A 21,923-nucleotide genomic window follows, 5' to 3' on the forward strand; every position below is an offset into this window, starting at 1 on the left:
CATGTTAGACTTAACTGAAAATTTATTCGTAATATATTTGATTTTATTCTATAATACATCTACTATCTTTTATAGAATCCAAAAAGGATGCATACGATGGAATGCCGGATAGCATCAACAGAAATAGAACAAACCGCTGTATTACGGCAGCGTCATGATGTTTTTGTGGAAGAGTTTAATTTTTTTGCTCCAAAAGATGCTATTCAGAAGCTCGAATATGATCAATACGATACCTATGCTCTTTTATTCGGAGTATGGGAAGAAGATAATCTGATCGCATCCTGCCGCCTTATTCTTCCAAATTGCCCCTTCGGTTTGCCGACACTCACCTCAATGCAGATTGATTCTGAAAAATTTAAAAATGACCAGACGACTGCCGAAATTTCGCGTATCACCATTGCTTCCACCCAAAGAGGCTTCAGGAAAACGATAAGGATTCTCCAAATAATGCAACAAGAGATCAATCGAATTTCTGCCGAGTATGCAATCGTGCAATGGGTCGGAGCCGTCGGACCCGCTTTTCTACGCCTTCTGAATCAGTCACGTTTGCCTTACCGTCCGATCGGTCCGCTTCAGCTTCATATCGGAGCTGAACGGTATCCGATCATTCTGACACTTCAAGAGTATACCTCTTCCTTGAAAGAGACCCGATGAAACCCAATTTTTCTCTTATTTTACTCCCGTTATCACTTCTCAGTGCCGATGCAGAGGTCAATTCAAATCTTTTCAATAACCTCACTGACGATATCAGTACCATTTCCCAAACGGCAAAAATGCAGCGCGCCAACATCGACTACCTCCCCTACATCATGACGGTATTTGACGGTGAAGAGCTTTCCCGTGCCGGTGCATCGTCTCTCAAAGAAGCACTCACTCTTGTCGCCGGCGTCAATATCGCCAGCGACAACCTCTCTTTGTTCAATCCCGTATTTCGAGGGTCTAATCCCGTCGCCTACGGCCAGAGCAAACTGATTATCGACGGAGTCGAAGTCAATGATCTCTTTTTTGACGGCTATACTGCCTATCTCGCGATGCCTATCGATATGATCAAACGGATTGAAATCATCCGTGGACCTGGAAGTTATAGCAACGGCCACTCAGGCTATGCAGGATCCATCGTCATCACAACCTATAAAGGCGAGGCCTCCGAGGGAAAGAATGGCCGGTGGTTTGTCTCAGCCGGTACGTTCGGGACGCGTAAAGCAGGGGCTTCCTATACATTGGCACATGATGATTTTGCATTTGCGGCAGATTTCTACACGGTTCATGACAATCTCTCCCTCTCCTACGGGCAAGACGGTCTCAGTAATGGTATTCTAAGTTATGATTCTCTTGGTATTGACAACCGTCCCCTGTCCCGTTCCGGCAATGCACCATCAGCGACCGATGCAACAATGGTTTCGGCATCTCTTTCCAAAGGTCCTTTTTTTATCGACGGCCGACTCTCAACCTATCAACACGGTTCAGGTGGAGGGATCAACTATGCGCTTGCTTCCGATGATGATCACTACAACATCGATCAGTGGCAAATCCGTGCCGGTGCCCATTATAATGCCGGAGATTTTGCCGGAACACTCCAAGCAGCGATGGTTCAAGATAGCTTCACCAGTCATCAATTATTAGGGCCGATAGGACTGATACTGCCAAAACCTATCACCTATTTTCCTGTTGTCACCTTCAATGACGGTTTTTACGGTATTCATGAAGCATTCATCCGTACCTATCGGGCAAACAATACCCTTACCGGGACTTTATTCGGAGGTGAAGCGACTTTTGGACTCAGCGGCTCATGGAGCAGTGTCTCCTCCGAAAAAACAATGACAACCGACAGGGATAGCGGGACGGGGTTGACGGATTATTCATCCACCCTCCCTTTCTTCAATCCCGACGGATCTATCCACAGTTTGACAGCCTACATGACCTATGAACGCCCTCTGTCCGATTCTTTGGTCGGATACGCTTCACTCACCATCGATCATCGCAATGGATTGGCGGCACAAATCGATCCGCGTCTTGCGGCTGTTTATACAATCGATCCCACAAATCTCGTCAAATTTTCAGTCTCTCATGCCCATAGGAATCCCTCGTGGCAAGAGATGTTTACCCTGAACAATAAAGCCCGATGGGGTAACCCCGATCTTCGCCCAGAGTCTGTTACCGCCTATGAAACCCAATTCATTCATCGGTTTGAAACCGAGCATACCCTTTCGCTCAACCTTTTTCAGCTCAATAACAGTGATCAGATCTATCTTCAGTACAATACACCGCTGGCTCGCTATGAATACGTGAACGGATCAAAAAGTGTCATTCGGGGAGTTGAGGGAGAATGGCGAAAACGGTATGATACGACCTCTTTCTATGCCGCATACACCCATCTATGGGCTGAAGACGGCAACGGTGCGACTTTGCCCAATGTTCCCTCCGATACCCTGCGCGGATATATTACCCAGACTCTGGATAAGAATTGGTACGGCTCACTTTCGGGCAGATGGCAAAATACGACACCAAGATCGGCAACCGATACTCGTGACGATATGAAAGCCATAGGTATCATCGATACCTCTATCGGGTACAAACTGCCTTATTGGAACACTGAAGTCCAATTATCGATCAAAAATATTTTCAATGAAAAAGAACTTTATCCTAGTCCGAAAGGGACATACACTGACGACTATCCCGCAACAGGCCGTGCTTATTTGCTCACCGTTAGAGGGACATTTTGAAGAAGATCTTTCTGAGCATTATTCTCACCTCACAGCTATGGTGTGCTGCTTACGATCCGTTTTTACTGGAGACACAGCTCACTTTGCTCCCAAAAATTGCCATGTTGGAAAAAAACCTTGTTTTTTCTCATCCCAGATCTCCGGTTAAATTACTGATAGCGTATGATCGTGAGGATGAAGATGCGGCAAATTTATCTGCCGAAATACTGAAGAGGAAATTCAACGGGAATCTCAACAATCATCCGATTATTGTGACAATCACCCCTTTTGACAAACTTGAAGGATCGGCTTCTTATCATTTTGTCTATTCACTCAAAGCAAGCGTCTCTCAGCTCAAAAAGCTTCGTAATGCGGTCAGTCCGTCCGGGGCGATAACGGCCTTATATGAAGCGGATAAACTCGGAGAGAGTAATATGCTGCTTTCCATACAAATGGAACGGACACCCGTTATCCTGATCAATGCCAAAGAACTCCGCACCAACCATTATTCATTGCCCGACAGTCTGCTTGAAATTGCCAGAATTATACAGTGACCCTCACGTTCAAATCGTCTGTTTAACGCGCCTCTTTTTGATTTAAACGTGCTTGCAGAGCATTGGAAATATTCATCAATGCAAACGTCACCACGAAAATCATCAAACCGGGGAAAAAACTCACCCACCACGCAATATCAATCACCTCTTTGCCGCCGCTGAGAATACTCCCCCAGCTCATCTGCGGGGCTACGATTCCCAACCCCAAAAAAGAGAGCCCAGACTCCGCCAAAATCGCTCCGCCTACTCCGAAGGTAAAACTGACCAACACGATGGGTGCAAGCAATGGAGCATAATATTTAAAGATAATTTTGAGCGGATGTACCTTGCCAATATGCAAAATTCGAATAAACGGTTTAGAGGAAATGGCAAAACTTTCCGAACGGATCAAACGTGCTGTTCCCATCCACCCTGTAATCGAGATGATCAGCACTAAGACCCAAATCGAAGCATTCACATAACTCACCAGGGTCAAAAGCAAGAAAAGGGTTGGAAACGTTAAGAACAGGTCTACGATGACGATAAAGAGTTTGTCATAGCCGCCTCGGAGCAATGCCGCACTGACTCCATAAAGCAGCCCGATCATCGTAGAAATCAAAGCACTGGCAAATCCGATCAGCAAGGAGACTTTCCCCCCTTCCATCAACCGCGCCAACAAATCACGTCCCAAACGGTCGGTGCCGAACCAATGACTCATCGACGGGGGGAGCAAAATAGCGTTGGAATCTAAAAAAAGAGGGTTTACGGTATAGAAAAAGGGGGCGATAAAAGAGAAAATAATTACCCCTACCAGAGAGGCAATGCTAATATATGGCATCAGGCCTTAATGCCTAAGAGGGTTGTCATCATCTGATCAATCGTCGTAATGATTTTTGCCGCGGCACCGTAAGAAGTTTGGTAGCGGATAAGATTTGCCAATTCTTCGTCGATACTGACTTTACTCACCGAATCTTGTTCTTGCTTGATGGCGTTGAACTGTGCCGTGATCGAATCATTGCTGAGTATCGCCGAATTCGTTTTTGTCCCGACTTTAGTAACCATTGTGTCAAAATATCCATACACCGTTTCTGAAGAACTATCGATTCCATTTTTAAAGGTAATCGATGAAAATTGGAGATTGACCATATCCAGAGCAGTCTGGTTATCCCCGTTAGCCGGAGATTTAAAACCTTTAATCTGTGTCGGATCGTTTTTAAGTTCATTTTTCAGGGTAATATTCTTAGCATCATAGCCATCTAAAAAACGGTTAATTCCGGTTACCCCTGCAAAATTAGTACCGTGGTCTTCAATGGAAAACGTATACCCCTGCGATGCGTAGTCCGTACTCAGGTCAATCTGCAAAACATTTTGTACCGAATTATACGACGTAGAGAGGATACTGTTGATATCATTCAACGCATTGTTATCGGCATTATCATCTTGCTGCGCTCTCAGCTGCTGGATAATACTGTTGGGTGAGGCATTATCCAAAACCGTCCCCTGATCGATCGTAATGGATCTGCGAGCAACTTCTTTCCCGTAGATATCATACGCGACGACATCAAAAGTTCCTGCATTGAAATTTTCACCCGTCCCCAGCAAAGACTGATTGTCGGAAAATCCGAGTACATTGGAACGCATCGTTGATGTCGCCGTTTGCGCATAAAGATTATTCGTAGATTCGATCAGCCCCTTGGCAAAGGTATCCATATTATTGATCGTCTCTTGCAAGAATCCATTCTCGAACTCACCGTTCGTCCCTATTTTTGAGCCGCGCAGTTCCAAGATAGCACCGATTTTTCCTCCGGTAATATTTTGGGCAAACGGAATTTTTACTCCATCTTGACGTTCATAATAGATATCATTAAACCCATTTTGATTGCCCGTGCTCTCAATCCCGATGGGATGGAAACTATTGCCATCCACGATATTAAATCCGCCGATTTGAATCGTATAGCTTCCCTCTGATTCGGAGGTCCCTGTCGTTGCGCTCGTATCGCTCTGAATTTGACCGATGGTTACTTTGGATCCAACCAGTTTAGACATTGTCAATTCAAGCTGATTGCGTTGATCACGTAAATCATTGGCATTATTCGCACCGCCCGCCTCCGCTATATTAATTGCCTTGTTCAAACCTGCAATCTGCTCAGCAACACGGTTTACCTCATCAATATTGACTTTTACCTGATCATTGAGAGAATTTTGTAACGCTGTGATTTGCGAACGTGTTTGATTGATATGCTGAGTCAGCGTTTGTGTTTGCTGTGCCAAATCCACTTTTAGCGCGCTGTTCCCCGGATTGTCCGCCAAGGATTGCCAAGAGTCAAAATAGTTTTGCAAATCATTTTTAATCCCTACTTTATCGATCTCCGGGAAATAGGTAGAGAGTTCTTCCAAATTATTTTTCAGGGTATCCGAATACTCTTTATTTTGTGTTGCCGTGGCATAACGGTCAAACACGAATTGGTCAAAAATGCGCGTGATTTCGGTAATTTGGGTTCCATTTCCCCGTTGTCCCGGATCAATGCTGATAGGATATGCGGCAGCCGTTACGACGCGCTGTCGGCTATACCCGTCCGTTTCGGCGTTTGAGATATTATGTCCCGTTGTATCGATTCCGATTTGAGCGGCGTTTAGTGCGCTGTACCCAATATGCAATGCGTTAAATATTGATGCCATGTTATGCTCGTATTTCCAAAAATGAAGATTCTGCCGAGGCTACTTTTTGATACCCCTGCATCTGTGTCGGAACGACTCGCTCAAGTAGCGTATTGTAAAAAGATCCGACACTTAAAACCATTTTTGCGTATTGTTGATTCACTTCCCGTAACATTGAGAGATGCTCTTTAAGAGAGTCGAGTTGCTGATGTTGTTCATTATCTAAAAGTTCAGAGAGAGGACGTGCAGGATTTTGCGTCATCAATTTTGAAATCTCGCGATCGATCATCGCTTTCTTGTGTTCAAAATTTTTGATTTTCTCTTCTTTGATCGATAAGCGATCAAACTGAGGATTATGCTTTGCTTCTTTAATGTCATCGATATCTTCCCGAGACAAGGAGATGAGAGATTCGAGATCTTTGATAGCACTTTGCAATTGATAAGACAACATCATAAACTCCTGGACTTTTAAGTAAGCTCTTGCGCTATGCGCTTGGCTAACGTTTCGATATCGACACGGTATTCACCTTTTTCGATAGATGCTTTAAGCTCTTCGATTCGGCTTGTGTCACCTTGCTTTGTAACAGATTGCACGGATTTCTCCTGCTCTTTGGTTTTTAATGATGGTTCTTGGTATGCCCCTCGAATGAGTGAGCCGTTCACGCTTGAAATCATGGTGAATCCTTGTTGTCCGTTTATGATGTGTATATACCATATCGGCTAAAACCACTAAAAATTTAGTCTATTTCTCTGTTTTTACACCTTTTTGACTCAGATTCTCAAAGAGCATTTGAGAAAACCCGAATCCGCCCGCACTGGCATTGGATAGCTCTTCACGGTACATCGATTTAAAAATCTTATCTCCGGGATCATTGGTATTAAAAAGATTTTTCTCATCTTTCATTGCTTCATCCAGCATCATTTTGACGATTATCGCTTCAAACTGATCGGTTTTTTGACGTAACGCCGCATCACCCTCTTTTGTCCCGATGACAGGAGCGGGTTTATGATATTGTACAGTTGAGATATCCATCAGATAACCTCCAGATCAACGGAGATAGCTCCGGCACTTTTCATCGCTTGAAAAATCGAGATCATCTCTTTCGGAGTAGCCCCGAGCTTTTGGAGTGAACGGGCGATATTGGCGACCGTTGTCGTCCCTTTTTCGGTATAGACTTCATTTTCATTTAAACCGATGACGAGACTTTTATCCATGCTCACACTTCCGGCAGGTTTGGAGACGGTATCCTGAGAAAGGATCTTAACCGTCAGGTCTCCTTGAGTAATCACAACGGGCTGAACCTCTACATCAACCCCTGCGACAATAGTTCCCGTCCGTTCATTAATTATGATCTTAGATTCTTGTGCATAATTGATTTCAAGATTTTGGACTTCCGCTAAAAATTCAACCATGGATTTATTTTTCGGAAGCTGTAAATTGATCGTTCTCGGATCGATTGCAGTGGCAACATTCGTATGGTATTTTGTATTGATCGCTTTTTGGATGGCTACGGAATTCGCAAAATTTGATTCTTTAAGTGAAAGGGTCGCATTTTGCATATGTGCCATATCCTGCATGATTTCACGTTCAACCAAACCGCCGCCGTAAACGACACCGACCGTCGGATGCGATTCTGCGCCGGCACCCTTTTCATTTTTTCCGCCGATGCTGATCGCCCCTTGAGCCAATGCATAAATCTTACCGTCAACCCCTTTGAGCGGTGTCATTAACAGTGTTCCGCCTTCGAGTGACTTTGCATCTCCGATAGAAGAAACGGTGACGTCAAATGCATCACCTTGTCGAGAGAATGGAGCAAATTTTGCCGTAACCACAACAGCGGCAACGTTTTTGGATTTGATATCGACCGGATTCATATCGATATTCATGGCTTTGAGCATATTGGCGATCGATTGAAGGGTAAATTTAGAAGTCGTCCCGTCACCGGTTTTTTTCAAACCGACGACAAGCGAATAACCGATAATCTGATTATCCCGCACGCCGATGATATTGGCAACTTCACTGATACGGGCTGCTTGAGAAAGTGTCAGTAAGCAAAAAAGCAGTATAAAAAATTTCATGCCTATCCTTTGAATATACAAAGATAAAGCAAAGTTTATTCCATATTTTTAGTGCTGGGAGCGTACGGGCAGATTGAGGGGGTATTCTCTCAATCCTATAAAGATTTATGCGTAGTAGGTAAGCGAAGTTTTTCCGAAACGTTTAGACTTGATCCGATTGAAGTGACCGATTAATTCGGGAAGTTCCAAGGTACTCATATGCTCCAAAATAATCAATTTCGCGAGTTCAAGAGGCAAAGATGCGATCATGGCAATCGTTTTATCGTATATCTCTTCCATCCCCTCACGGTAGGCAAACGGCGGATCAACATAAAAAAAAGCACTTTCACCGAGTGCGGTAAGACGCTTTTTAACTTGAACCATATTGCTAAAACTGTCTCCCTCAAGAATTTCGCATGACGCAGGATCGGTCTGGGCGATATTCTCACGCAGGGTTCGAATCGCATCACGGTCTTTTTCCATAAAAATAATTTTTTTTGCTCCGCGGCTGAGCGCTTCAAGTCCGATCGATCCGCTCCCGGAGAAGACTTCTACCAAAACAGAATCGATAACGTCGAACTGAAGCGTATTAAAAAAGGATTCCAATACAATCCCTTTAGAACTGCGTGTCGTCTCTTTGGAAGGGAGTTTGAGGGTTTTGCCTTTATATTTTCCGGCAATGATTTTTTTGGTAATCGTAGAATTATTTTTCATAAAATGCCCGTATCGCTTTAAGGATGTTTGATTGATATTCACGTGTCAATTTATCGATATGACGTTCCAGAATCTCAAAACTCACCACTTCTTCGGGAAGAGGGATATTCTCTTCTTCAATGGGAGCTGGAATGAGTTTTTGAGCCTCAAATTTTTGATTCAAGGTATGGAGCAACTGTGCTTTGGAAAAAGGTTTGATCAAATCTGAGGATTCGTTAACACCGATGACAAAAGTAGGATGCACTTCATCACGGATATCTTTGTCACGGATCAGGATGTCACATTGACGGATGGAGCTTAAATGCCCTTCCAAAAAAAGTTCCAAAGAACGCTGCAGCAATGGAGAGTCACACTGAATGGCTACTTTCACAATGACCTCCTTAAATAATAATCGATACTATAACGCAAATCCTCATCCATGTCCATCAAACTCTCATTCATCCATTTGAGATATCCAGGGTCTTTGAGGGCGATCTCTTCAATCCGTTTTTTAGCGTATTTTCCAAACGGCAGACGCGTTAAGAGGACATGGCTTTTGGATATCTCGATGAGTCTCTCAACGTCCGCCAAATCCAGAAGATAATCCAATACCATCTGCGTATGCAGTGCATCGCTCAGAGCATGGTGAGGAACAATGGGAACGCCGAATCTTTCAAAAAAAGCCTCTTCATCGCGGTACAGCCTCAATTCATACCGCAAAAACTGTAAACTGTATCCATCCAGATCATCCATCAGCGATTTGGCACACTTGAGGGTATCGATAATATCCCCTTGCCATGCAATCCCCTCTTTTTGCAGCATCGCCAATTCAAAAGGGGCATTGTGAGATACCAATACATTTTCAGGAGCATTCAGACCTTCAATTTTTTCGGCACTGAGCGATTGGGCAAAAGAGGGAGACTCTTTCACCATCTCATTCGTAATATGGTGGATGGCAGAAGCAGCGGGAGGGATTTTTTTACCCGGATGGATCAATTCATGATGAACCTGATCATCCGTAATCATCCCCACGGAACATATCCGGTCAGAGAGTTCCAGACCGGTAGTTTCGACGTCGATTATGAGATGCACGGCTCGATCCTTACCCTCTTGCTTCTTCGGATCATGATCGGCAAGGCGAGCAGACCCGAAAAGATGATCATCGGGGTCACAATCCACGGATTGAACCAGCTGATCCAGACGGCTCCGCCAAAAAGGAGTTTATGGATCACAATCAGGATAACTGCCTGCGCCGCATTTATCCAGATAATGGTAAAAAACCATTTTCTCCACAGTTTGAAGTAGGGTTTCAGTTCCAACGATTCGATGCGTTCTTCTTTGCAGTTGAGCAATAATAAATGTTGACCTTCAATACATCGGTAAAGCAATGCCCCTAAAGCCAGTACCAATGCCGCAATCATACCGATACCGTATCCGATCCCCAGCCAAAATAGCCAAATCGTTTGGAGGGCACTCCAGGTCTGGGCATCCAGCGGTGCAAAGCCTTTATAGGCATAGGTCCCGATACTCATCAAGGTTGCGAAAACCGTCGATACTATCACGCCGATAAAAATAAAGGAGATGATCCATCGCACCCCAAGGATGAGATAAAATCTATTCATCCCCCATCTCCCTCACAATACCCTTTAGATTATGATAATGTTCCAAGGTACGGAAGCTTTTTTCAAAACGCCATCCCAATACAAAAGAGATGATCTCTTTTTTGAGACCCGGACTGAGTTTTTCCGCACGTCCGAAATAGGCCAGCGAAATGTTTTTATTTTTTACTTTCCCATTTTTATCATAAATGATAGCAATGATCTGGGCATATTTACCCTCTTTGATCGCACCGATATCGTCATCCGCCAGTGACAATCCGGAAAGATTGACCGCTTTAAAAGCAAACAGTTCTTCAAACCGTTCTACCTTACGATCAATTCCTAATTTTGCATAGAGTTCTTCGAGCTCTTTTAGGTTGCTTTTACGCTCTAACTCATAACTGGAGATCTGTGCCGTCAGGTTTTTCAGACGATCAAGTGCCGAACTCACATTTTCTCCTTTGAGTATCTCTATATTTTGATAATTTTAACCAACATTGACTTATAATATCAAACTTTTTACATTGCGGGAATTTAATGGACTATTTACAAATTCAAGGACCTACTAAACTTAGTGGAACCGTTACGATCTCTGGGGCAAAAAATGCCGCTTTACCACTTATTACGTTGACGCTTTTAGCGCACAATCCGTTAAAAATCACCAATATGCCGGAAGTGGTGGACATTAAAACGCTCCTCAAGCTTCTCCAGAATCTGGGTGCCAGCTGCTCACTCGAAAACCATGTCCTGCAAGTTGACACGTCCACCGTCAACCACACGATGGCAAACTACGATATCGTCAAAACGATGCGCGCTTCCATCCTCGTACTTGGACCGCTTCTTGCCCGTTTCGGACACTGTGAAGTCTCTCTCCCGGGCGGATGCGCTATCGGTCAGCGCCCGATCGATCTTCATCTAAAAGCATTGGAACAAATGGGTGCGGAAATCACCATCCATGCCGGGTACGTCCATGCCGTTGCACCGAAAGGTCTCCAAGGCGCTCATATCATTTTTGATAAGATCACGGTCACCGGTACTGCCAATATCGTCATGGCTGCGGCATTAGCCCATGGAAAAACGATTCTCACCAACTGCGCACGCGAACCTGAAGTCGTACAGTTATGTGAAATCCTCCGCGACAGCGGCATCGATATTACCGGAATCGGTACATCTGAACTTACCATCATCGGTACCGGCGGAAAAACCATCGACATGGTCGATTTCGAAGTCATCCCTGACCGTATCGAAGCGGGAACCTATTTATGTGCAGGTGCAATTACCAACTCAACCATTACCCTTGAAAATGTCCGTGCGGATCATCTTGATGCCGTAACCGGAAAGTTGGAGCAAATGGGATGTACTTTTGACATTACCGAAAATACGATGACCATTCATCCGGCGGCTCAGCTCAAACACGTCAATATTATCACCCAGGAATATCCGGCGTTCCCGACCGATATGCAAGCCCAATTTTTAGCCCTTGCGACACTTGCAAGCGGAACCAGCATCATCGAAGAGCGGTTATTTGAAAACCGTTTTATGCACGTCAGCGAATTGCAGCGTTTGGGAGCCGACATCATGCTAAACGGCCATACGGCTACCGTTATCGGCGGAACACCGCTCTTTGGTGCCGACGTTATGGCGACCGACCTGCGCGCTTCCAGTGCCCTGGTCCTTGCGGCTATGGCAGCTGAGGGTACGACCAATGTTCACCGTATCTATCATCTTGACCGCGGATATGAGAATCTAGAACAGAAACTTCAGGCTCTCGGTGCGACTATCGTACGCCTCAAAGAATAACTGCTCGCCCTGAGTGAACACGCTCTCCATGAGCGGGTTACGATAACTTTTCTGCGTCATGAACTTTTATTCCCCGCATCCAAAACTAAGATTCGTAATGTGATATTCGTAATGGTTTTTCGGTCGTCTCCGAAATATTTTTCTCAATAGCTTTTTCATGCCAACCTGCATGCAAAAAGTATTCCAAAGTAAGCGTTTTATGGGGGAAAAGAGGTCTCCTCAAACGAGGGGGGAAAAGAAAAAATAGTGCAGAACACTGCACGTGAGTTCTCTGCTGAAGAGGACCCAGTGTTAGCGCAGCCAAGCGGGGCTTTGCTCCGTTGGCGTTCTAAAAATTACAAGTCGCCTTCGATGACTTTTTGGAAGGTTCCGTAATAGACATTTTGCATATCGGACAGATTCATTGTTACATCATTAAGCGTAAAAGTATCACCGCCGACGGTTCCGATTTTCTGACATGCCAAAGAACCGGCCATCGCTTCAAATGCAGCACAGTTTTCCGGAGCAACTTCGATGATTGCACGAGACATGCTCTCCGCAAAAATATCACGTGAATCACTGACAGGAACGGAAGCATTCACCCCTTTGGAGCTTACACACGCCATTTTTGCCAACGCGATTGCCAATCCGCCCGAGCTGCAGTCTTTTGCCGCTGAAAGAAGCCCTTTTTTGTTGGCTTCGATCACAAGATTCCAAAGCGCGCGTTCTGCATTGTAGTCGATGGCAGGGATTGTTCCGGCAACCACATTATAAAGTTCTTTCATGTAGAGTGATCCGCCGAATTCACTACGGTTTTCACCCACGAGGTACAATGTATTCCCCTCTTTTTGAAATGCGGAAAGAAGAACTTTATGCTGGTCTTCATTCACCCCGACCATTGCGATCGACGGCGTCGGGAATACCGATTTGCCGTTCGTTTCATTATACAACGATACGTTTCCGCCGATAACCGGGGTATTAAGTTCCAGACACGCTTCTTTGATCCCCAAACATCCTTGGCCAAACTGCCACATCACTTCAGGGTTTTCAGGGTTACCGTAGTTGAGACAGTCGGTGATCGCTTTGGGTGTCGCACCGCTCATTGCGACATTACGCCCGCTCTCGATGACCGCTGCCGCCGCTCCCGCTTTCGGATCGATATAGCAGTAACGGACGTTACAATCGGCACTCATTGCCAATGCAACGCCGTTTTCTTTAATACGGATAACCGAAGCATCCAGTTCTCCCCCTTTTTTGACAGTATTGGTTTGGACCATTGAATCGTATTGCTGATAGATCCACCCCTTGTCAACGACTTCCATCGAGGCAATCAGTTTTTCAAATGCCGCTTGGTTCTCTACCGCATCAAAATCGCTGAGTTTAACGTTAGCGATCTCATCGAGATACGCAGGACGGCTCATCGGGCGATCCAATACCGGAGCCTCTTCGCTGACCGGATCGACCGGTACTTCCGCACACTTCTCACCGTGCCAGAAAAGCTCCATATTTCCAGTAGCCGTTACTTCTCCGATCACGGCACAGTCAAGATCCCATTTCTCGAAAATATCGATAATCGCCTGTTCTGTCCCTTTTCGTGCACAAATTAGCATCCGCTCTTGCGATTCTGAGAGCATGAATTCATACGGCATCATCCCCTCTTCGCGTGCAGGAACCTTATCAAGGTGCATGATCATTCCGCTTCCCGAACGTCCCGCCATCTCAAAAGAACTTGAAGTAAGCCCTGCAGCACCCATATCTTGAATCCCGACAACGTAATCGGTTTTGAAAAGTTCCAAACACGCTTCCAACAAAAGTTTTTCGGTAAACGGATCACCCACTTGTACCGTAGGACGAAGCCCTTTGGATGCTTCGGTAAAACTGTCCGAACTCATGACCGCACCGCCAAGACCGTCGCGCCCTGTTTTACTTCCGACATAAATGACCGGGTTCCCGATCCCCTCCGCTTTTCCGTAGAAAATTTCGTCGCTTTTTGCCAACCCGAGGGTAAATGCGTTAACAAGGATATTTCCGTTGTAGCACTCATCGAAACTCGTTTCACCGCCGATGGTCGGAACCCCCATACAGTTACCGTATCCGCCGATACCCGATACGACACCCCGTACCAAATAACGCTGATGCGCACTGATATCATCGTTGTTCAGCACATTTCCGAAACGGAGGGCATTAAGGTTTGCGATCGGGCGGGCACCCATCGTAAATACGTCACGCATGATACCGCCGACTCCCGTTGCAGCCCCTTGGTACGGTTCGATAAAACTCGGGTGGTTATGGCTCTCCATTTTGAAAACCGCCGCATATCCGCCGCCGATATCGATAACTCCGGCATTCTCACCCGGCCCTTGAATAACCCACGGTGCTTTGGTCGGGAATCCGTTCAAATGCTTCTTTGACGATTTATAGCTGCAGTGTTCACTCCACATTGCGGAAAAAATCCCGATCTCAACGAGGTTTGGTTCACGTCCAAGAATTTTCTTGATATGATCATAATCTCCGAGGGAAAGCTTATGTTGTTTGAGAACTTTTTCGATATCTGGGAGGGGAGTGCTCACGGCAAATTCCTTATTATTTATATTTAAAAGCCTGGCGCGGTGCAGGCGAACGCTTGCCCAAAGGGGCAGTTGTCAATATTGATTTCGCGATTATACCAAAGGGGAGACAAAGCCCCCCTTAATTTCCCGTTCATTTACAAAACCGTTTTAAATTTATACTCTCAAATCACTCTTGGAGGTTTATCCATGTTGACGACTCTGTCTAAACGGCTTGTGATCCTTTTAGGTGCTGCTCCCCTTTTGTTAAGTGCGGCAGCAGCGACACCTCAGCAGAAAGTTGAGCATCCATGCGAACAAGGCTGCCCGTTGTGGGGGATGGAAGAGATGGAAAACTTTTTTAACCGCCCTTTTCATCCAGCGGGAGGATATCAGTACTCTTCCTCGATGAAAGAGACGAATAAAGCCTACCTCATCAGTATCGATCTTCCGGGTATGGATAAAAAAGACATTTCGATTGAAACGGCAGGAAATCGTTTGATGATCTCAGGGGAACGTAAAGAAGAAAGTGAATCCAAAGAGAGTACCAAACGTTCTTACCGAGAGTTTAAACAAAGCTATCTTCTTCCGGAAGATGCTAATTTAGAGGCTATCACGGCCACATCGCTCAACGGTGTTCTGAAAATCACCGTTCCGAAAAGTCCGGGCAAAAAAACCTCGAAAAAGATCGAGATCAAATAGAAAGGATCAGTGAAATCCGAAATGCTCTTCATTCCGATGATTTTTTTTCAGCTCGAAAATATCACGGTAAGTAATGGAGAGAATCTCATACGTCTTTCTTCCTCCCGGAAGTTGGACGGTAACTTCATCTCCCTCCTCTTTTCCCAGCAATGCCCGGGCGATCGGCGAGTGAACCGATATCAGAGCGTTTTCCGGTTCACTCTCTAACGTTCCGCAAATACTGTAGCTGGCTTCTTCATCGCTATTGACGTCTGCGATGGTAATCGTCGCACCGAAATGGGCCCGGGAATGATCCAAAACAGAAGGATCGATAATTTGCGCTTTTTGAATCATCGAATTCAGATAAAAGAGCCGCTTATCGATATGGCGAAGCTTCTCTTTTGCCGCATGGTATTCGGCATTTTCACTCCGGTCTCCCAGCTCGGCGGCACGCTGTTTTTCCTGATTGACACGCGGTTTTTCGACATCTTTGAGGTACTTGAACTCCCGTAAGAGTTCATCATATCCTCTCGGCGTCATCGGCTCATTCGTCATTTATGCCGCAAATCCGAGAATATAATAGGTCGGTTTTCCATCTACTTTTTGGAGTTGCGCTTTGTATTTATCGGCAAAATGGTTGATTTTTTCCATCGCTTCTGCCGCACTGATTTCACTTGTTGCATCGATCTTGATTTTAAAATAGTCGTTGCTGTTTGACATTGCTACATACGATTCAGCGGATTTAAGTGCTTCGTGCAGATCTAAAATATGTTTGATGATTTTCTCATACCCGACAGTGTTCGCCTCGATACGACTGAGTTGAAGGCTTAATGCCTCATTTGGGGTATATCCGAGTTGGTTTAGAATCGCTTCATGTGTCATAGTTAGGTTCCTTTATAAAATTAAAGGGGTTATTCTAACATAAAATATCTGCCTTGCAAGAAGGCTGGCTTTAGTGCCTTAGCGGCCAGCGCAGCCAAAGGGATTTGATTCCTTTGGTGTTCAACAATAAATACACTATAATATCTGTATGAAATCACTCCTTATTCGTCTTACCCACGGCCTTTATGACCAGGATATCGCACCCGAAGAGCGCGAAAGCGTTGATCAGTGGGCTGCTATGAAGCTCATCACCTATGATGAGGGAAAATATCAGTTTGGTTCCCAATTCCGCGCAGGTATCATCTCTCTTGCCTCGGAAAACGGAGCCTATCTGCAAACATTAGGAGAGAGTATCCGGGACCATTTTATCGATACTGCCAACTTGATGGGTGCCAAAAGCGGCGATTTGGTCATAGCACAACGTCTATTGGGGAAACGGGGCGGTCCACAGGCCAAAGTCATCGTCATTGCCGGACGAAGCGAAACCTTCAGCGTTGCCGTTGTGGCCATGAAAAACGGTTATTTGAGCCTACAGGACATCCGTACCGAACATCCGGCAGGATTTGCCCTGTCCGACCTCCCCGAAACTGCCGAAGGTTCGCTCTACCAGATCAATAATCAAAGCGGAACCATCGCCGCCTATTTGGGTAATCTCAGTGATCCCAAAGTCGATGAAAAAATCGTCCTCGCACTCTACAACAAACATGACGCGTTTGAAGAGGATGTCCTCGCAATGGCGCAGGAGTTTCCCAAAGAGGTCGATGCTTCCCTCTATCCTCACCGCCGTGACTTGCGTCACCTGCCGTTTTGTACGATCGATCCCGTCACCGCCAAAGACTTTGATGATGCGATCTGCTACATCCCCGAAACCTCTACTCTCTACGTCGCTATTGCCGATGTCAGCGAATACGTCCGCCCTTTCGGCGCAATCGATGCCGAAGCGATTTACCGCAGTTTTTCGATCTACCTTCCCCACCGCTCGATTCCGATGCTGCCGCGCGAACTCAGTGAAACCCTCTGTTCGCTTCAGCCTCTCGTCGATCGTTTGGCGTACACGTTCGAGATGCACATCGACCCGGTAACGTATGAGATGGATTCCCATACCCATTATGAGTCGATCATCCACTCTCATCGAAGGTTTTCGTACGAACAGATCGATGCGTTTTTTGAAGGCAATCACCATGCCGAAAATGAGAAAGAGGCTCTCGTTCTTGCCTATATCCCCGCACTCAACGAACTCACCGAAAAACTCCGTGCCGAGCGGATGAAAAAAGGGTATAACTTCCGTTCCAGCGAACTGGAGATGCGGATTGATGAAGATCAAAATATCGTCTCCACCGAATTTGCCGTCGAAACCCCGTCTCATGCCCTGATCGAAGATTGTATGCTTTTGGCCAACAAAGCCGCCGCATCGCTGTATGAGCGGGGTGTTTTTCGTATCCACGAATCTCCCTCTCCGCTCAAGCTCCAAAGCCTCTACACCGAACTGGCAAGCATCGGAATTTTTGTCGAATCTCAGGGGACGATCAAAGAGACCATCACCGCCATCCAAGCTGAAGCGGAGCGACGCGATCTCGTGAGCGAAGTCGATACCCTCATCATCCGCGCCCAGATGCAGGCACGCTATGCCCCTTATAATATGGGACATTTCGGTCTCGGGTTCGCACGCTATACCCACTTTACCTCCCCCATCCGCCGCTACAGCGATCTGATCGTCCATCGCCTTCTGAAAGCGATCGCCGCGGGAGACACTGAAGAAGGATCCTACGTCCTGCGCAACATCGAGTCACTCTGTACCTCGATCAGTGAAAAAGAACGTGAGGCGAGCGATATCGAGATCCGCTTCCAAGAGCGTAAGTTTGCCCGCTGGGCGAGTACCGTTATCGGTCAAGAGTTTAAAGCCCGTATCATGCGCACCGAAGACAACATGATGGCGGAGATTCACGATGAGATCACCGGAGCCAAAGTGAGCGTTACGTCACAGTTTGGCTTGATGCTTTTCGATGACATCATCGTTAAAATCGAAAGTGCCAATCTCGCTACCGCTAAAATCACCGCCTCATTTGTGAGCCGCATCGATAAAGAAGATGAAACGCACGCGAATGCGCAACTCGCAGGAAAATTATATGAATAGACAGGAGTTAGACCGCCATCTCCAAAACAATTCCGCGCCGCGGGCGATGGCACTCTTCGGAGAGAGTCACTTTCTCACCGACCGATATGCCCATAAATTAGCCCAAATCGAAGGCTCATCGGTACTGAGCCTCTACCATGACGAATATGATTTCAATGCCGCAAAAGCCCATTTATCACAGGGTTCGCTCTTCGGCGATCAAAATCTCCTCATCATCAAACATGAGAAAAAACTCCCCAAAGCGGAACTCGATATTTTGGTCGAACTCGTCGGCAAAAATCCGGATAACACTTTCATCTATTGCTACTACGGGGAAGATGTCAAAGGGGCCGATACGGCGTTCAAAGGCACTCACGCGGGCTCTGTCCGTTTCTTCCATCCTTATGCCAACGAAGCGCGTGCCATCGTAATACAAGAAGCACAGGCCCTCGGCGTACAGCTTGAGAACCAAGCCGCATTTCATCTGCTGGATATTCATAACAACGATCTCGCCTTGGCGTGCAATGAGCTCTCCAAACTCTCCATCTTGGGCAAACCGATCACGATGAAAGAGATCGACGAACACGTTTTCGGATTGAGTGAAATCAAAACGGACCAATTTATCACCCGGGTCATAGAGAAAAAAGAGTTCCTTCCCGCGCTTCACCATTTGCTCGAATCGGGTGAAAACGAGATCCAGCTCCTCACCGCTATCAGCGGATTTATGACTCAGCTGTATCTTTTTAATACAGCTATCAAGATTCACGGTATCGCCGATTCCGCACTGGTACTGGGATACAAACTTCCCGGATTTATCGAAAAAGAGCGCGCCGCCCTCTCGATTAAAATCTCCCCTGAGGGGTACAAACGGGGAATCAACCTCCTCCTCGATACCGAACTGAAGATGAAATCGACCGGTTCACCCGATCAGGAATCTCTCCTATTGTCCGCACTGCTGAAACTGCAAAGTATTTTGTGAATATATACCAATGGGCAAAGCGCCCAATGGCTGCAGGAGGAGTGATTTTTTTCAAGCAGAACCTTCATGATCTCCAATGTTCTATTGATTAAACCAAAACTAATATTAAGCTATTTTTCAGTATAATCCGCGCGTTCCTTGCTCTTTGCAACACGACTGTCGTGCTGTATAACAACCATAAGGGGCGAACACCATAAGGAGACATACGCTATGAGACATTACGAAAACTTAGTAATCGTAAAACCTACTCTTACAGAAGAAGAGATTAAAAACACCATCGCTCTCGTTGAAGAAGTGATTACTGCTAACGGCGGAGAAATCATTGCTCGCGACGCTATGGGAATGAAAAAATTGGCTTACCCTATCGAGAAAAATGCTCGTGGTTATTTCTACGTAATGTACTATAAAGCTGCACCGTCAGCAATTAGTGAAATTGAAAGACGTTTCCGTATCAATGAGGAAATTTTGCGTTTCGTAACAATGAAATACGATAGCAAACGTGAGATCAAAGCATGGGAAACTATGGTTGAAAAAACCAAAAAAGTAGCTCCTGTTGTTGCTGAGAAAAAAGAAGAAGTAGCTTCTTAATCCCTTAAGGAAAACCCATGTTTAATAAAATTATTTTGGTTGGAAATCTTACACGTGATATTGAGCTTAAATATGCACAAGGTGGATCGGCAATCGCTAATACTGCCATTGCAACGAGTCGCAAATTTACGGTGAACGGTGAGAAAAAAGAGGAGACATGTTTTGTCGACATCACTTTTTTCGGCCGTTCGGGTGAGGTAGCTAATCAATACCTTCGCAAGGGTTCAAAAATCCTCGTTGAAGGCCGATTGAAATTTGACCAATGGGTTGACCAGACAAGTGGACAAAAGCGCTCTAAACACTCCGTTATCGTCGAAACGATGCAAATGCTCGATTCACGAGGCGAAGGCGGTTCTCAGGGTGGTTATACAGAAAGCGATGGCGGAAGTAACAGTTATGGCGGGGGCTATGATGCTCCACAGCCAAAAACCTACAACCAAGCACCATCGTATTCTAAACCATCACCGGCAAGAATGCCTGAAAACAATCTCCCCGAGATTGATATCAACGAAGACGAAATTCCGTTTTAGAAAAAGTACAAGGAAATAACCATGTCAGAAAAAAGAAAATACAAAAAACGCTTTTGCAAATACTGCGAGCAAAAAGTTGATTTTATCGATTACAAAGATGTTCAATCTTTGAAATATTCGCTCTCTGAGCGTTATAAAATCATGCCACGTCGTCTTACAGGTAACTGTAAACGTCACCAGGATATGGTTACCATCGCGATTAAACAATCTCGCGCTGCTGCCTTGATCCCTTACACAGTATCACGTAAAGTGATCGCTGGTGCTCCATTCGAGGAAATGCGTTAACTTCCTCCGTGTCGGCGTTCTGCCGACACACCCTTCCCGCCTCTTTTACTTTTTACTTTCTTTATAACCAGCACCATACAAACCTCTCGCTATAATGTCGCATTCACACCAAGAGGACAGTTATGTTTTTTGAACCCGGCTTTTTAGGCACCAAAGCGTTAATGTATATGGATATCGTCACACTCTATTTTGCGATATTACCGTTTTTACTGGGACTCTCTATTTATCAGGCGATTAAAGGCAATCACAAACTTCATTACCAAAGTCAATTTATGATCTTATCCGCAACCTTGGTGATGGTCATCATTTTTGAAATCGGAGTGAGGATTACGGGAGGATTTGTCGAATACGCCAAAGAAAGTCCCATGTCCTATGACTTTCTCCTGCTCTTTCTCGTAGTACACATTTTCATAGCGATTATGGCGGTAGGAGGATGGATTTATTTGATCATTTCCACCTACAAATCGTATCGAAATAATCAGCTCGAAGATAAAGAAAAACATCACAAAATGGGAAGATGGATATTTGCGGCGTTGAGCGTTACCTCGATCATGGGATGTTCGATCTATCTCTTTTTATTTTGTTAAAAATCAATCCATCCATCGTCGGGGATCATATCCGTCCGATGGTCGTTTGATTTCGGCTTTTTGAAGCTTTTTGACCATTGTCACCACATCGCTGCCATCAACCGGACTTTTCTTTTTAAATCCGTTCTCATACACTGAAAAACCGTGCCGTTCATAAAAACGGACTGCAGGCGACTCACTTTGGACGCTGAGGCTGATGCTCTCATGCAGGGCACCTGCTTCTACAAACAACTGCTCCAGCATCATAGAACCCAGACCTTGCCCTCTAAACTCAGGAATCACCGCAATATTCATAACGGGGGTAGTATCATCAACATATCCGTTTGAGCCATGATCTGAATTCAGGCGGCGTATCCACACAGCTCCTGCAAGCTGATTATCAATAAGGGCATAAAGTCCTAGATCTTTGCTTGTAAAGCCGTAGAATTGCTCGTATATGGCTAGAATCGGAATCTCTGCCAATGTTTTACTGACACTATGCAAACGCATTGAATAATGGAGCATATCGGTAACAATTTTTTGTTCGGAGGATCTGAGAAAATAAAATGTTGGTTTCATAAAAAGAAGTATACAGCAGGGATACTAAGAGGTTGTTATGGAAAAGTAAAATTGGATTGGGATTTGAATTAAAAGATTGATTGTGAAAAGAAGGAAGAGGTAATAAATCTGAGGCCAGGCGGCGACCTACGTTTCCACACCTGAAAGATGCAG

Annotated in this window: 26 protein-coding genes; 11 read left to right on the top strand and 15 right to left on the bottom strand. The window is 45.4% G+C overall.

What is annotated here, in order from left to right:
• Positions 1 to 96: 96 nt before the first annotated feature.
• Genes WAO38_RS04150 through WAO38_RS04160 form a run of 3 tightly spaced genes read left to right on the top strand, consistent with a single transcriptional unit; the run spans position 97 to position 3,256 of the window.
• Entirely contained in the window at positions 97 to 654 is a 558-nt protein-coding gene (locus WAO38_RS04150) for an acyl-homoserine-lactone synthase (RefSeq protein WP_422234626.1), read from the top strand.
• On the top strand, positions 651 to 2,723 hold the full coding sequence (locus tag WAO38_RS04155; protein ID WP_422234628.1) for a TonB-dependent receptor plug domain-containing protein: 2,073 nt from the start codon (positions 651 to 653) through the stop codon (positions 2,721 to 2,723). The genes WAO38_RS04150 and WAO38_RS04155 overlap by 4 nt, the downstream gene beginning before the upstream one ends.
• Entirely contained in the window at positions 2,720 to 3,256 is a 537-nt protein-coding gene (locus WAO38_RS04160) for a hypothetical protein (protein ID WP_422234630.1), read from the top strand. The genes WAO38_RS04155 and WAO38_RS04160 overlap by 4 nt, the downstream gene beginning before the upstream one ends.
• A 22-nt stretch (positions 3,257 to 3,278) precedes the next feature.
• On the opposite strand, the gene WAO38_RS04165 is transcribed toward WAO38_RS04160, so the two are convergent.
• The 11 genes from WAO38_RS04165 to WAO38_RS04215 form a co-directional block, all read right to left on the bottom strand.
• Complete coding sequence (locus WAO38_RS04165; RefSeq protein WP_422234632.1) at positions 3,279 to 4,073, bottom strand: ABC transporter permease; 795 nt, start codon at positions 4,071 to 4,073, stop codon at positions 3,279 to 3,281.
• On the bottom strand, positions 4,073 to 5,914 hold the full coding sequence (flgK, locus tag WAO38_RS04170; RefSeq protein ID WP_422234634.1) for a flagellar hook-associated protein FlgK: 1,842 nt from the start codon (positions 5,912 to 5,914) through the stop codon (positions 4,073 to 4,075). The genes WAO38_RS04165 and flgK overlap by 1 nt, the downstream gene beginning before the upstream one ends.
• Position 5,915: 1 nt before the next feature.
• Positions 5,916 to 6,344: a hypothetical protein gene (locus WAO38_RS04175; protein ID WP_422234636.1), complete on the bottom strand. Its 429-nt coding sequence runs from the start codon at positions 6,342 to 6,344 to the stop codon at positions 5,916 to 5,918.
• A gap of 17 nt (positions 6,345 to 6,361) precedes the next feature.
• The gene (locus tag WAO38_RS04180; protein ID WP_422234638.1) at positions 6,362 to 6,568 is read right to left on the bottom strand and encodes a flagellar biosynthesis anti-sigma factor FlgM; all 207 of its coding nucleotides are present in this window, start codon (positions 6,566 to 6,568) and stop codon (positions 6,362 to 6,364) included.
• A 67-nt stretch (positions 6,569 to 6,635) separates the two neighbouring features.
• On the bottom strand, positions 6,636 to 6,926 hold the full coding sequence (locus WAO38_RS04185; protein WP_422234640.1) for a rod-binding protein: 291 nt from the start codon (positions 6,924 to 6,926) through the stop codon (positions 6,636 to 6,638).
• On the bottom strand, positions 6,926 to 7,972 hold the full coding sequence (locus WAO38_RS04190) for a flagellar basal body P-ring protein FlgI (RefSeq protein ID WP_422234642.1): 1,047 nt from the start codon (positions 7,970 to 7,972) through the stop codon (positions 6,926 to 6,928). Before WAO38_RS04190 ends, WAO38_RS04185 begins: the two co-directional genes overlap by 1 nt.
• Positions 7,973 to 8,077: 105 nt before the next feature.
• On the bottom strand, positions 8,078 to 8,665 hold the full coding sequence (gene rsmD / locus WAO38_RS04195) for a 16S rRNA (guanine(966)-N(2))-methyltransferase RsmD (protein WP_422234644.1): 588 nt from the start codon (positions 8,663 to 8,665) through the stop codon (positions 8,078 to 8,080).
• Entirely contained in the window at positions 8,655 to 9,035 is a 381-nt protein-coding gene (locus tag WAO38_RS04200; protein ID WP_422234646.1) for a hypothetical protein, read from the bottom strand. The genes rsmD and WAO38_RS04200 overlap by 11 nt, the downstream gene beginning before the upstream one ends.
• Entirely contained in the window at positions 9,032 to 9,736 is a 705-nt protein-coding gene (locus tag WAO38_RS04205) for an exonuclease domain-containing protein (protein ID WP_422234648.1), read from the bottom strand. The genes WAO38_RS04200 and WAO38_RS04205 overlap by 4 nt, the downstream gene beginning before the upstream one ends.
• Positions 9,724 to 10,266, bottom strand: a complete 543-nt coding sequence (locus WAO38_RS04210; protein ID WP_422234650.1) for a hypothetical protein — start codon at positions 10,264 to 10,266, stop codon at positions 9,724 to 9,726. Before WAO38_RS04210 ends, WAO38_RS04205 begins: the two co-directional genes overlap by 13 nt.
• Positions 10,259 to 10,693, bottom strand: coding sequence for a hypothetical protein (locus WAO38_RS04215; RefSeq protein WP_422234652.1), 435 nt, complete (start codon positions 10,691 to 10,693; stop codon positions 10,259 to 10,261). Before WAO38_RS04215 ends, WAO38_RS04210 begins: the two co-directional genes overlap by 8 nt.
• 86 nt (positions 10,694 to 10,779) lie before the next feature.
• Here WAO38_RS04215 and murA point away from each other — a divergent pair, with 86 nt between their 5' ends.
• Positions 10,780 to 12,042, top strand: coding sequence for a UDP-N-acetylglucosamine 1-carboxyvinyltransferase (gene murA, locus WAO38_RS04220; RefSeq protein WP_422234653.1), 1,263 nt, complete (start codon positions 10,780 to 10,782; stop codon positions 12,040 to 12,042).
• Between the two features lie 335 nt (positions 12,043 to 12,377).
• On the opposite strand, the gene purL is transcribed toward murA, so the two are convergent.
• A complete protein-coding gene (gene purL, locus WAO38_RS04225; RefSeq protein ID WP_422234655.1) occupies positions 12,378 to 14,591 on the bottom strand; it encodes a phosphoribosylformylglycinamidine synthase subunit PurL in 2,214 nt (737 codons plus the stop codon).
• A gap of 186 nt (positions 14,592 to 14,777) precedes the next feature.
• Between purL and WAO38_RS04230 the strand changes: the two genes are divergently transcribed.
• On the top strand, positions 14,778 to 15,269 hold the full coding sequence (locus WAO38_RS04230) for an Hsp20/alpha crystallin family protein (RefSeq protein ID WP_422234657.1): 492 nt from the start codon (positions 14,778 to 14,780) through the stop codon (positions 15,267 to 15,269).
• A 6-nt stretch (positions 15,270 to 15,275) separates the two neighbouring features.
• On the opposite strand, the gene greA is transcribed toward WAO38_RS04230, so the two are convergent.
• On the bottom strand, positions 15,276 to 15,803 hold the full coding sequence (gene greA, locus WAO38_RS04235; RefSeq protein ID WP_422234659.1) for a transcription elongation factor GreA: 528 nt from the start codon (positions 15,801 to 15,803) through the stop codon (positions 15,276 to 15,278).
• Complete coding sequence (locus WAO38_RS04240; protein WP_422234661.1) at positions 15,804 to 16,130, bottom strand: hypothetical protein; 327 nt, start codon at positions 16,128 to 16,130, stop codon at positions 15,804 to 15,806. It lies immediately after the preceding gene.
• A 148-nt stretch (positions 16,131 to 16,278) separates the two neighbouring features.
• Here WAO38_RS04240 and WAO38_RS04245 point away from each other — a divergent pair, with 148 nt between their 5' ends.
• The 6 genes from WAO38_RS04245 to WAO38_RS04270 all read left to right on the top strand — a co-directional run bounded on the left by WAO38_RS04245 (position 16,279) and on the right by WAO38_RS04270 (position 21,212).
• The gene (locus WAO38_RS04245; protein WP_422234663.1) at positions 16,279 to 18,264 is read left to right on the top strand and encodes an RNB domain-containing ribonuclease; all 1,986 of its coding nucleotides are present in this window, start codon (positions 16,279 to 16,281) and stop codon (positions 18,262 to 18,264) included.
• The gene (gene holA / locus WAO38_RS04250) at positions 18,257 to 19,222 is read left to right on the top strand and encodes a DNA polymerase III subunit delta (protein WP_422234665.1); all 966 of its coding nucleotides are present in this window, start codon (positions 18,257 to 18,259) and stop codon (positions 19,220 to 19,222) included. Before WAO38_RS04245 ends, holA begins: the two co-directional genes overlap by 8 nt.
• A gap of 210 nt (positions 19,223 to 19,432) precedes the next feature.
• Entirely contained in the window at positions 19,433 to 19,810 is a 378-nt protein-coding gene (gene rpsF / locus WAO38_RS04255; RefSeq protein ID WP_422234667.1) for a 30S ribosomal protein S6, read from the top strand.
• Positions 19,811 to 19,827: 17 nt separating this feature from the next.
• A complete protein-coding gene (locus WAO38_RS04260; protein ID WP_422234669.1) occupies positions 19,828 to 20,340 on the top strand; it encodes a single-stranded DNA-binding protein in 513 nt (170 codons plus the stop codon).
• A 21-nt stretch (positions 20,341 to 20,361) separates the two neighbouring features.
• On the top strand, positions 20,362 to 20,625 hold the full coding sequence (gene rpsR / locus WAO38_RS04265) for a 30S ribosomal protein S18 (protein WP_422234671.1): 264 nt from the start codon (positions 20,362 to 20,364) through the stop codon (positions 20,623 to 20,625).
• A gap of 122 nt (positions 20,626 to 20,747) precedes the next feature.
• Positions 20,748 to 21,212: a DUF420 domain-containing protein gene (locus WAO38_RS04270; RefSeq protein WP_422234673.1), complete on the top strand. Its 465-nt coding sequence runs from the start codon at positions 20,748 to 20,750 to the stop codon at positions 21,210 to 21,212.
• Positions 21,213 to 21,215: 3 nt separating this feature from the next.
• Here WAO38_RS04270 and WAO38_RS04275 read toward each other — a convergent pair whose 3' ends face one another.
• Positions 21,216 to 21,770, bottom strand: a complete 555-nt coding sequence (locus tag WAO38_RS04275; protein ID WP_422234675.1) for a GNAT family N-acetyltransferase — start codon at positions 21,768 to 21,770, stop codon at positions 21,216 to 21,218.
• Between the last annotated feature and the right edge of the window lie 153 nt (positions 21,771 to 21,923).

It is taken from the genome of Sulfuricurvum sp., from assembly GCF_049277495.1.
In the GTDB taxonomy this organism is placed as follows: domain Bacteria; phylum Campylobacterota; class Campylobacteria; order Campylobacterales; family Sulfurimonadaceae; genus Sulfuricurvum.

Coding starts and splice junctions, on each gene's coding strand:
- WAO38_RS04150 (WP_422234626.1), top strand. CDS start 97: ATGGAATGCCGGATAGCATCAACAGAAATAGAACAAACCGCTGTATTA.
- WAO38_RS04155 (WP_422234628.1), top strand. CDS start 651: ATGAAACCCAATTTTTCTCTTATTTTACTCCCGTTATCACTTCTCAGT.
- WAO38_RS04165 (WP_422234632.1), bottom strand. CDS start 4,073: ATGCCATATATTAGCATTGCCTCTCTGGTAGGGGTAATTATTTTCTCT.
- flgK (WP_422234634.1), bottom strand. CDS start 5,914: ATGGCATCAATATTTAACGCATTGCATATTGGGTACAGCGCACTAAAC.
- WAO38_RS04175 (WP_422234636.1), bottom strand. CDS start 6,344: ATGTTGTCTTATCAATTGCAAAGTGCTATCAAAGATCTCGAATCTCTC.
- WAO38_RS04180 (WP_422234638.1), bottom strand. CDS start 6,568: ATGATTTCAAGCGTGAACGGCTCACTCATTCGAGGGGCATACCAAGAA.
- WAO38_RS04185 (WP_422234640.1), bottom strand. CDS start 6,926: ATGGATATCTCAACTGTACAATATCATAAACCCGCTCCTGTCATCGGG.
- WAO38_RS04190 (WP_422234642.1), bottom strand. CDS start 7,972: ATGAAATTTTTTATACTGCTTTTTTGCTTACTGACACTTTCTCAAGCA.
- rsmD (WP_422234644.1), bottom strand. CDS start 8,665: ATGAAAAATAATTCTACGATTACCAAAAAAATCATTGCCGGAAAATAT.
- WAO38_RS04210 (WP_422234650.1), bottom strand. CDS start 10,266: ATGAATAGATTTTATCTCATCCTTGGGGTGCGATGGATCATCTCCTTT.
- murA (WP_422234653.1), top strand. CDS start 10,780: ATGGACTATTTACAAATTCAAGGACCTACTAAACTTAGTGGAACCGTT.
- WAO38_RS04230 (WP_422234657.1), top strand. CDS start 14,778: ATGTTGACGACTCTGTCTAAACGGCTTGTGATCCTTTTAGGTGCTGCT.
- greA (WP_422234659.1), bottom strand. CDS start 15,803: ATGACGAATGAGCCGATGACGCCGAGAGGATATGATGAACTCTTACGG.
- WAO38_RS04240 (WP_422234661.1), bottom strand. CDS start 16,130: ATGACACATGAAGCGATTCTAAACCAACTCGGATATACCCCAAATGAG.
- WAO38_RS04245 (WP_422234663.1), top strand. CDS start 16,279: ATGAAATCACTCCTTATTCGTCTTACCCACGGCCTTTATGACCAGGAT.
- holA (WP_422234665.1), top strand. CDS start 18,257: ATGAATAGACAGGAGTTAGACCGCCATCTCCAAAACAATTCCGCGCCG.
- rpsF (WP_422234667.1), top strand. CDS start 19,433: ATGAGACATTACGAAAACTTAGTAATCGTAAAACCTACTCTTACAGAA.
- WAO38_RS04260 (WP_422234669.1), top strand. CDS start 19,828: ATGTTTAATAAAATTATTTTGGTTGGAAATCTTACACGTGATATTGAG.
- rpsR (WP_422234671.1), top strand. CDS start 20,362: ATGTCAGAAAAAAGAAAATACAAAAAACGCTTTTGCAAATACTGCGAG.
- WAO38_RS04270 (WP_422234673.1), top strand. CDS start 20,748: ATGTTTTTTGAACCCGGCTTTTTAGGCACCAAAGCGTTAATGTATATG.
- WAO38_RS04275 (WP_422234675.1), bottom strand. CDS start 21,770: ATGAAACCAACATTTTATTTTCTCAGATCCTCCGAACAAAAAATTGTT.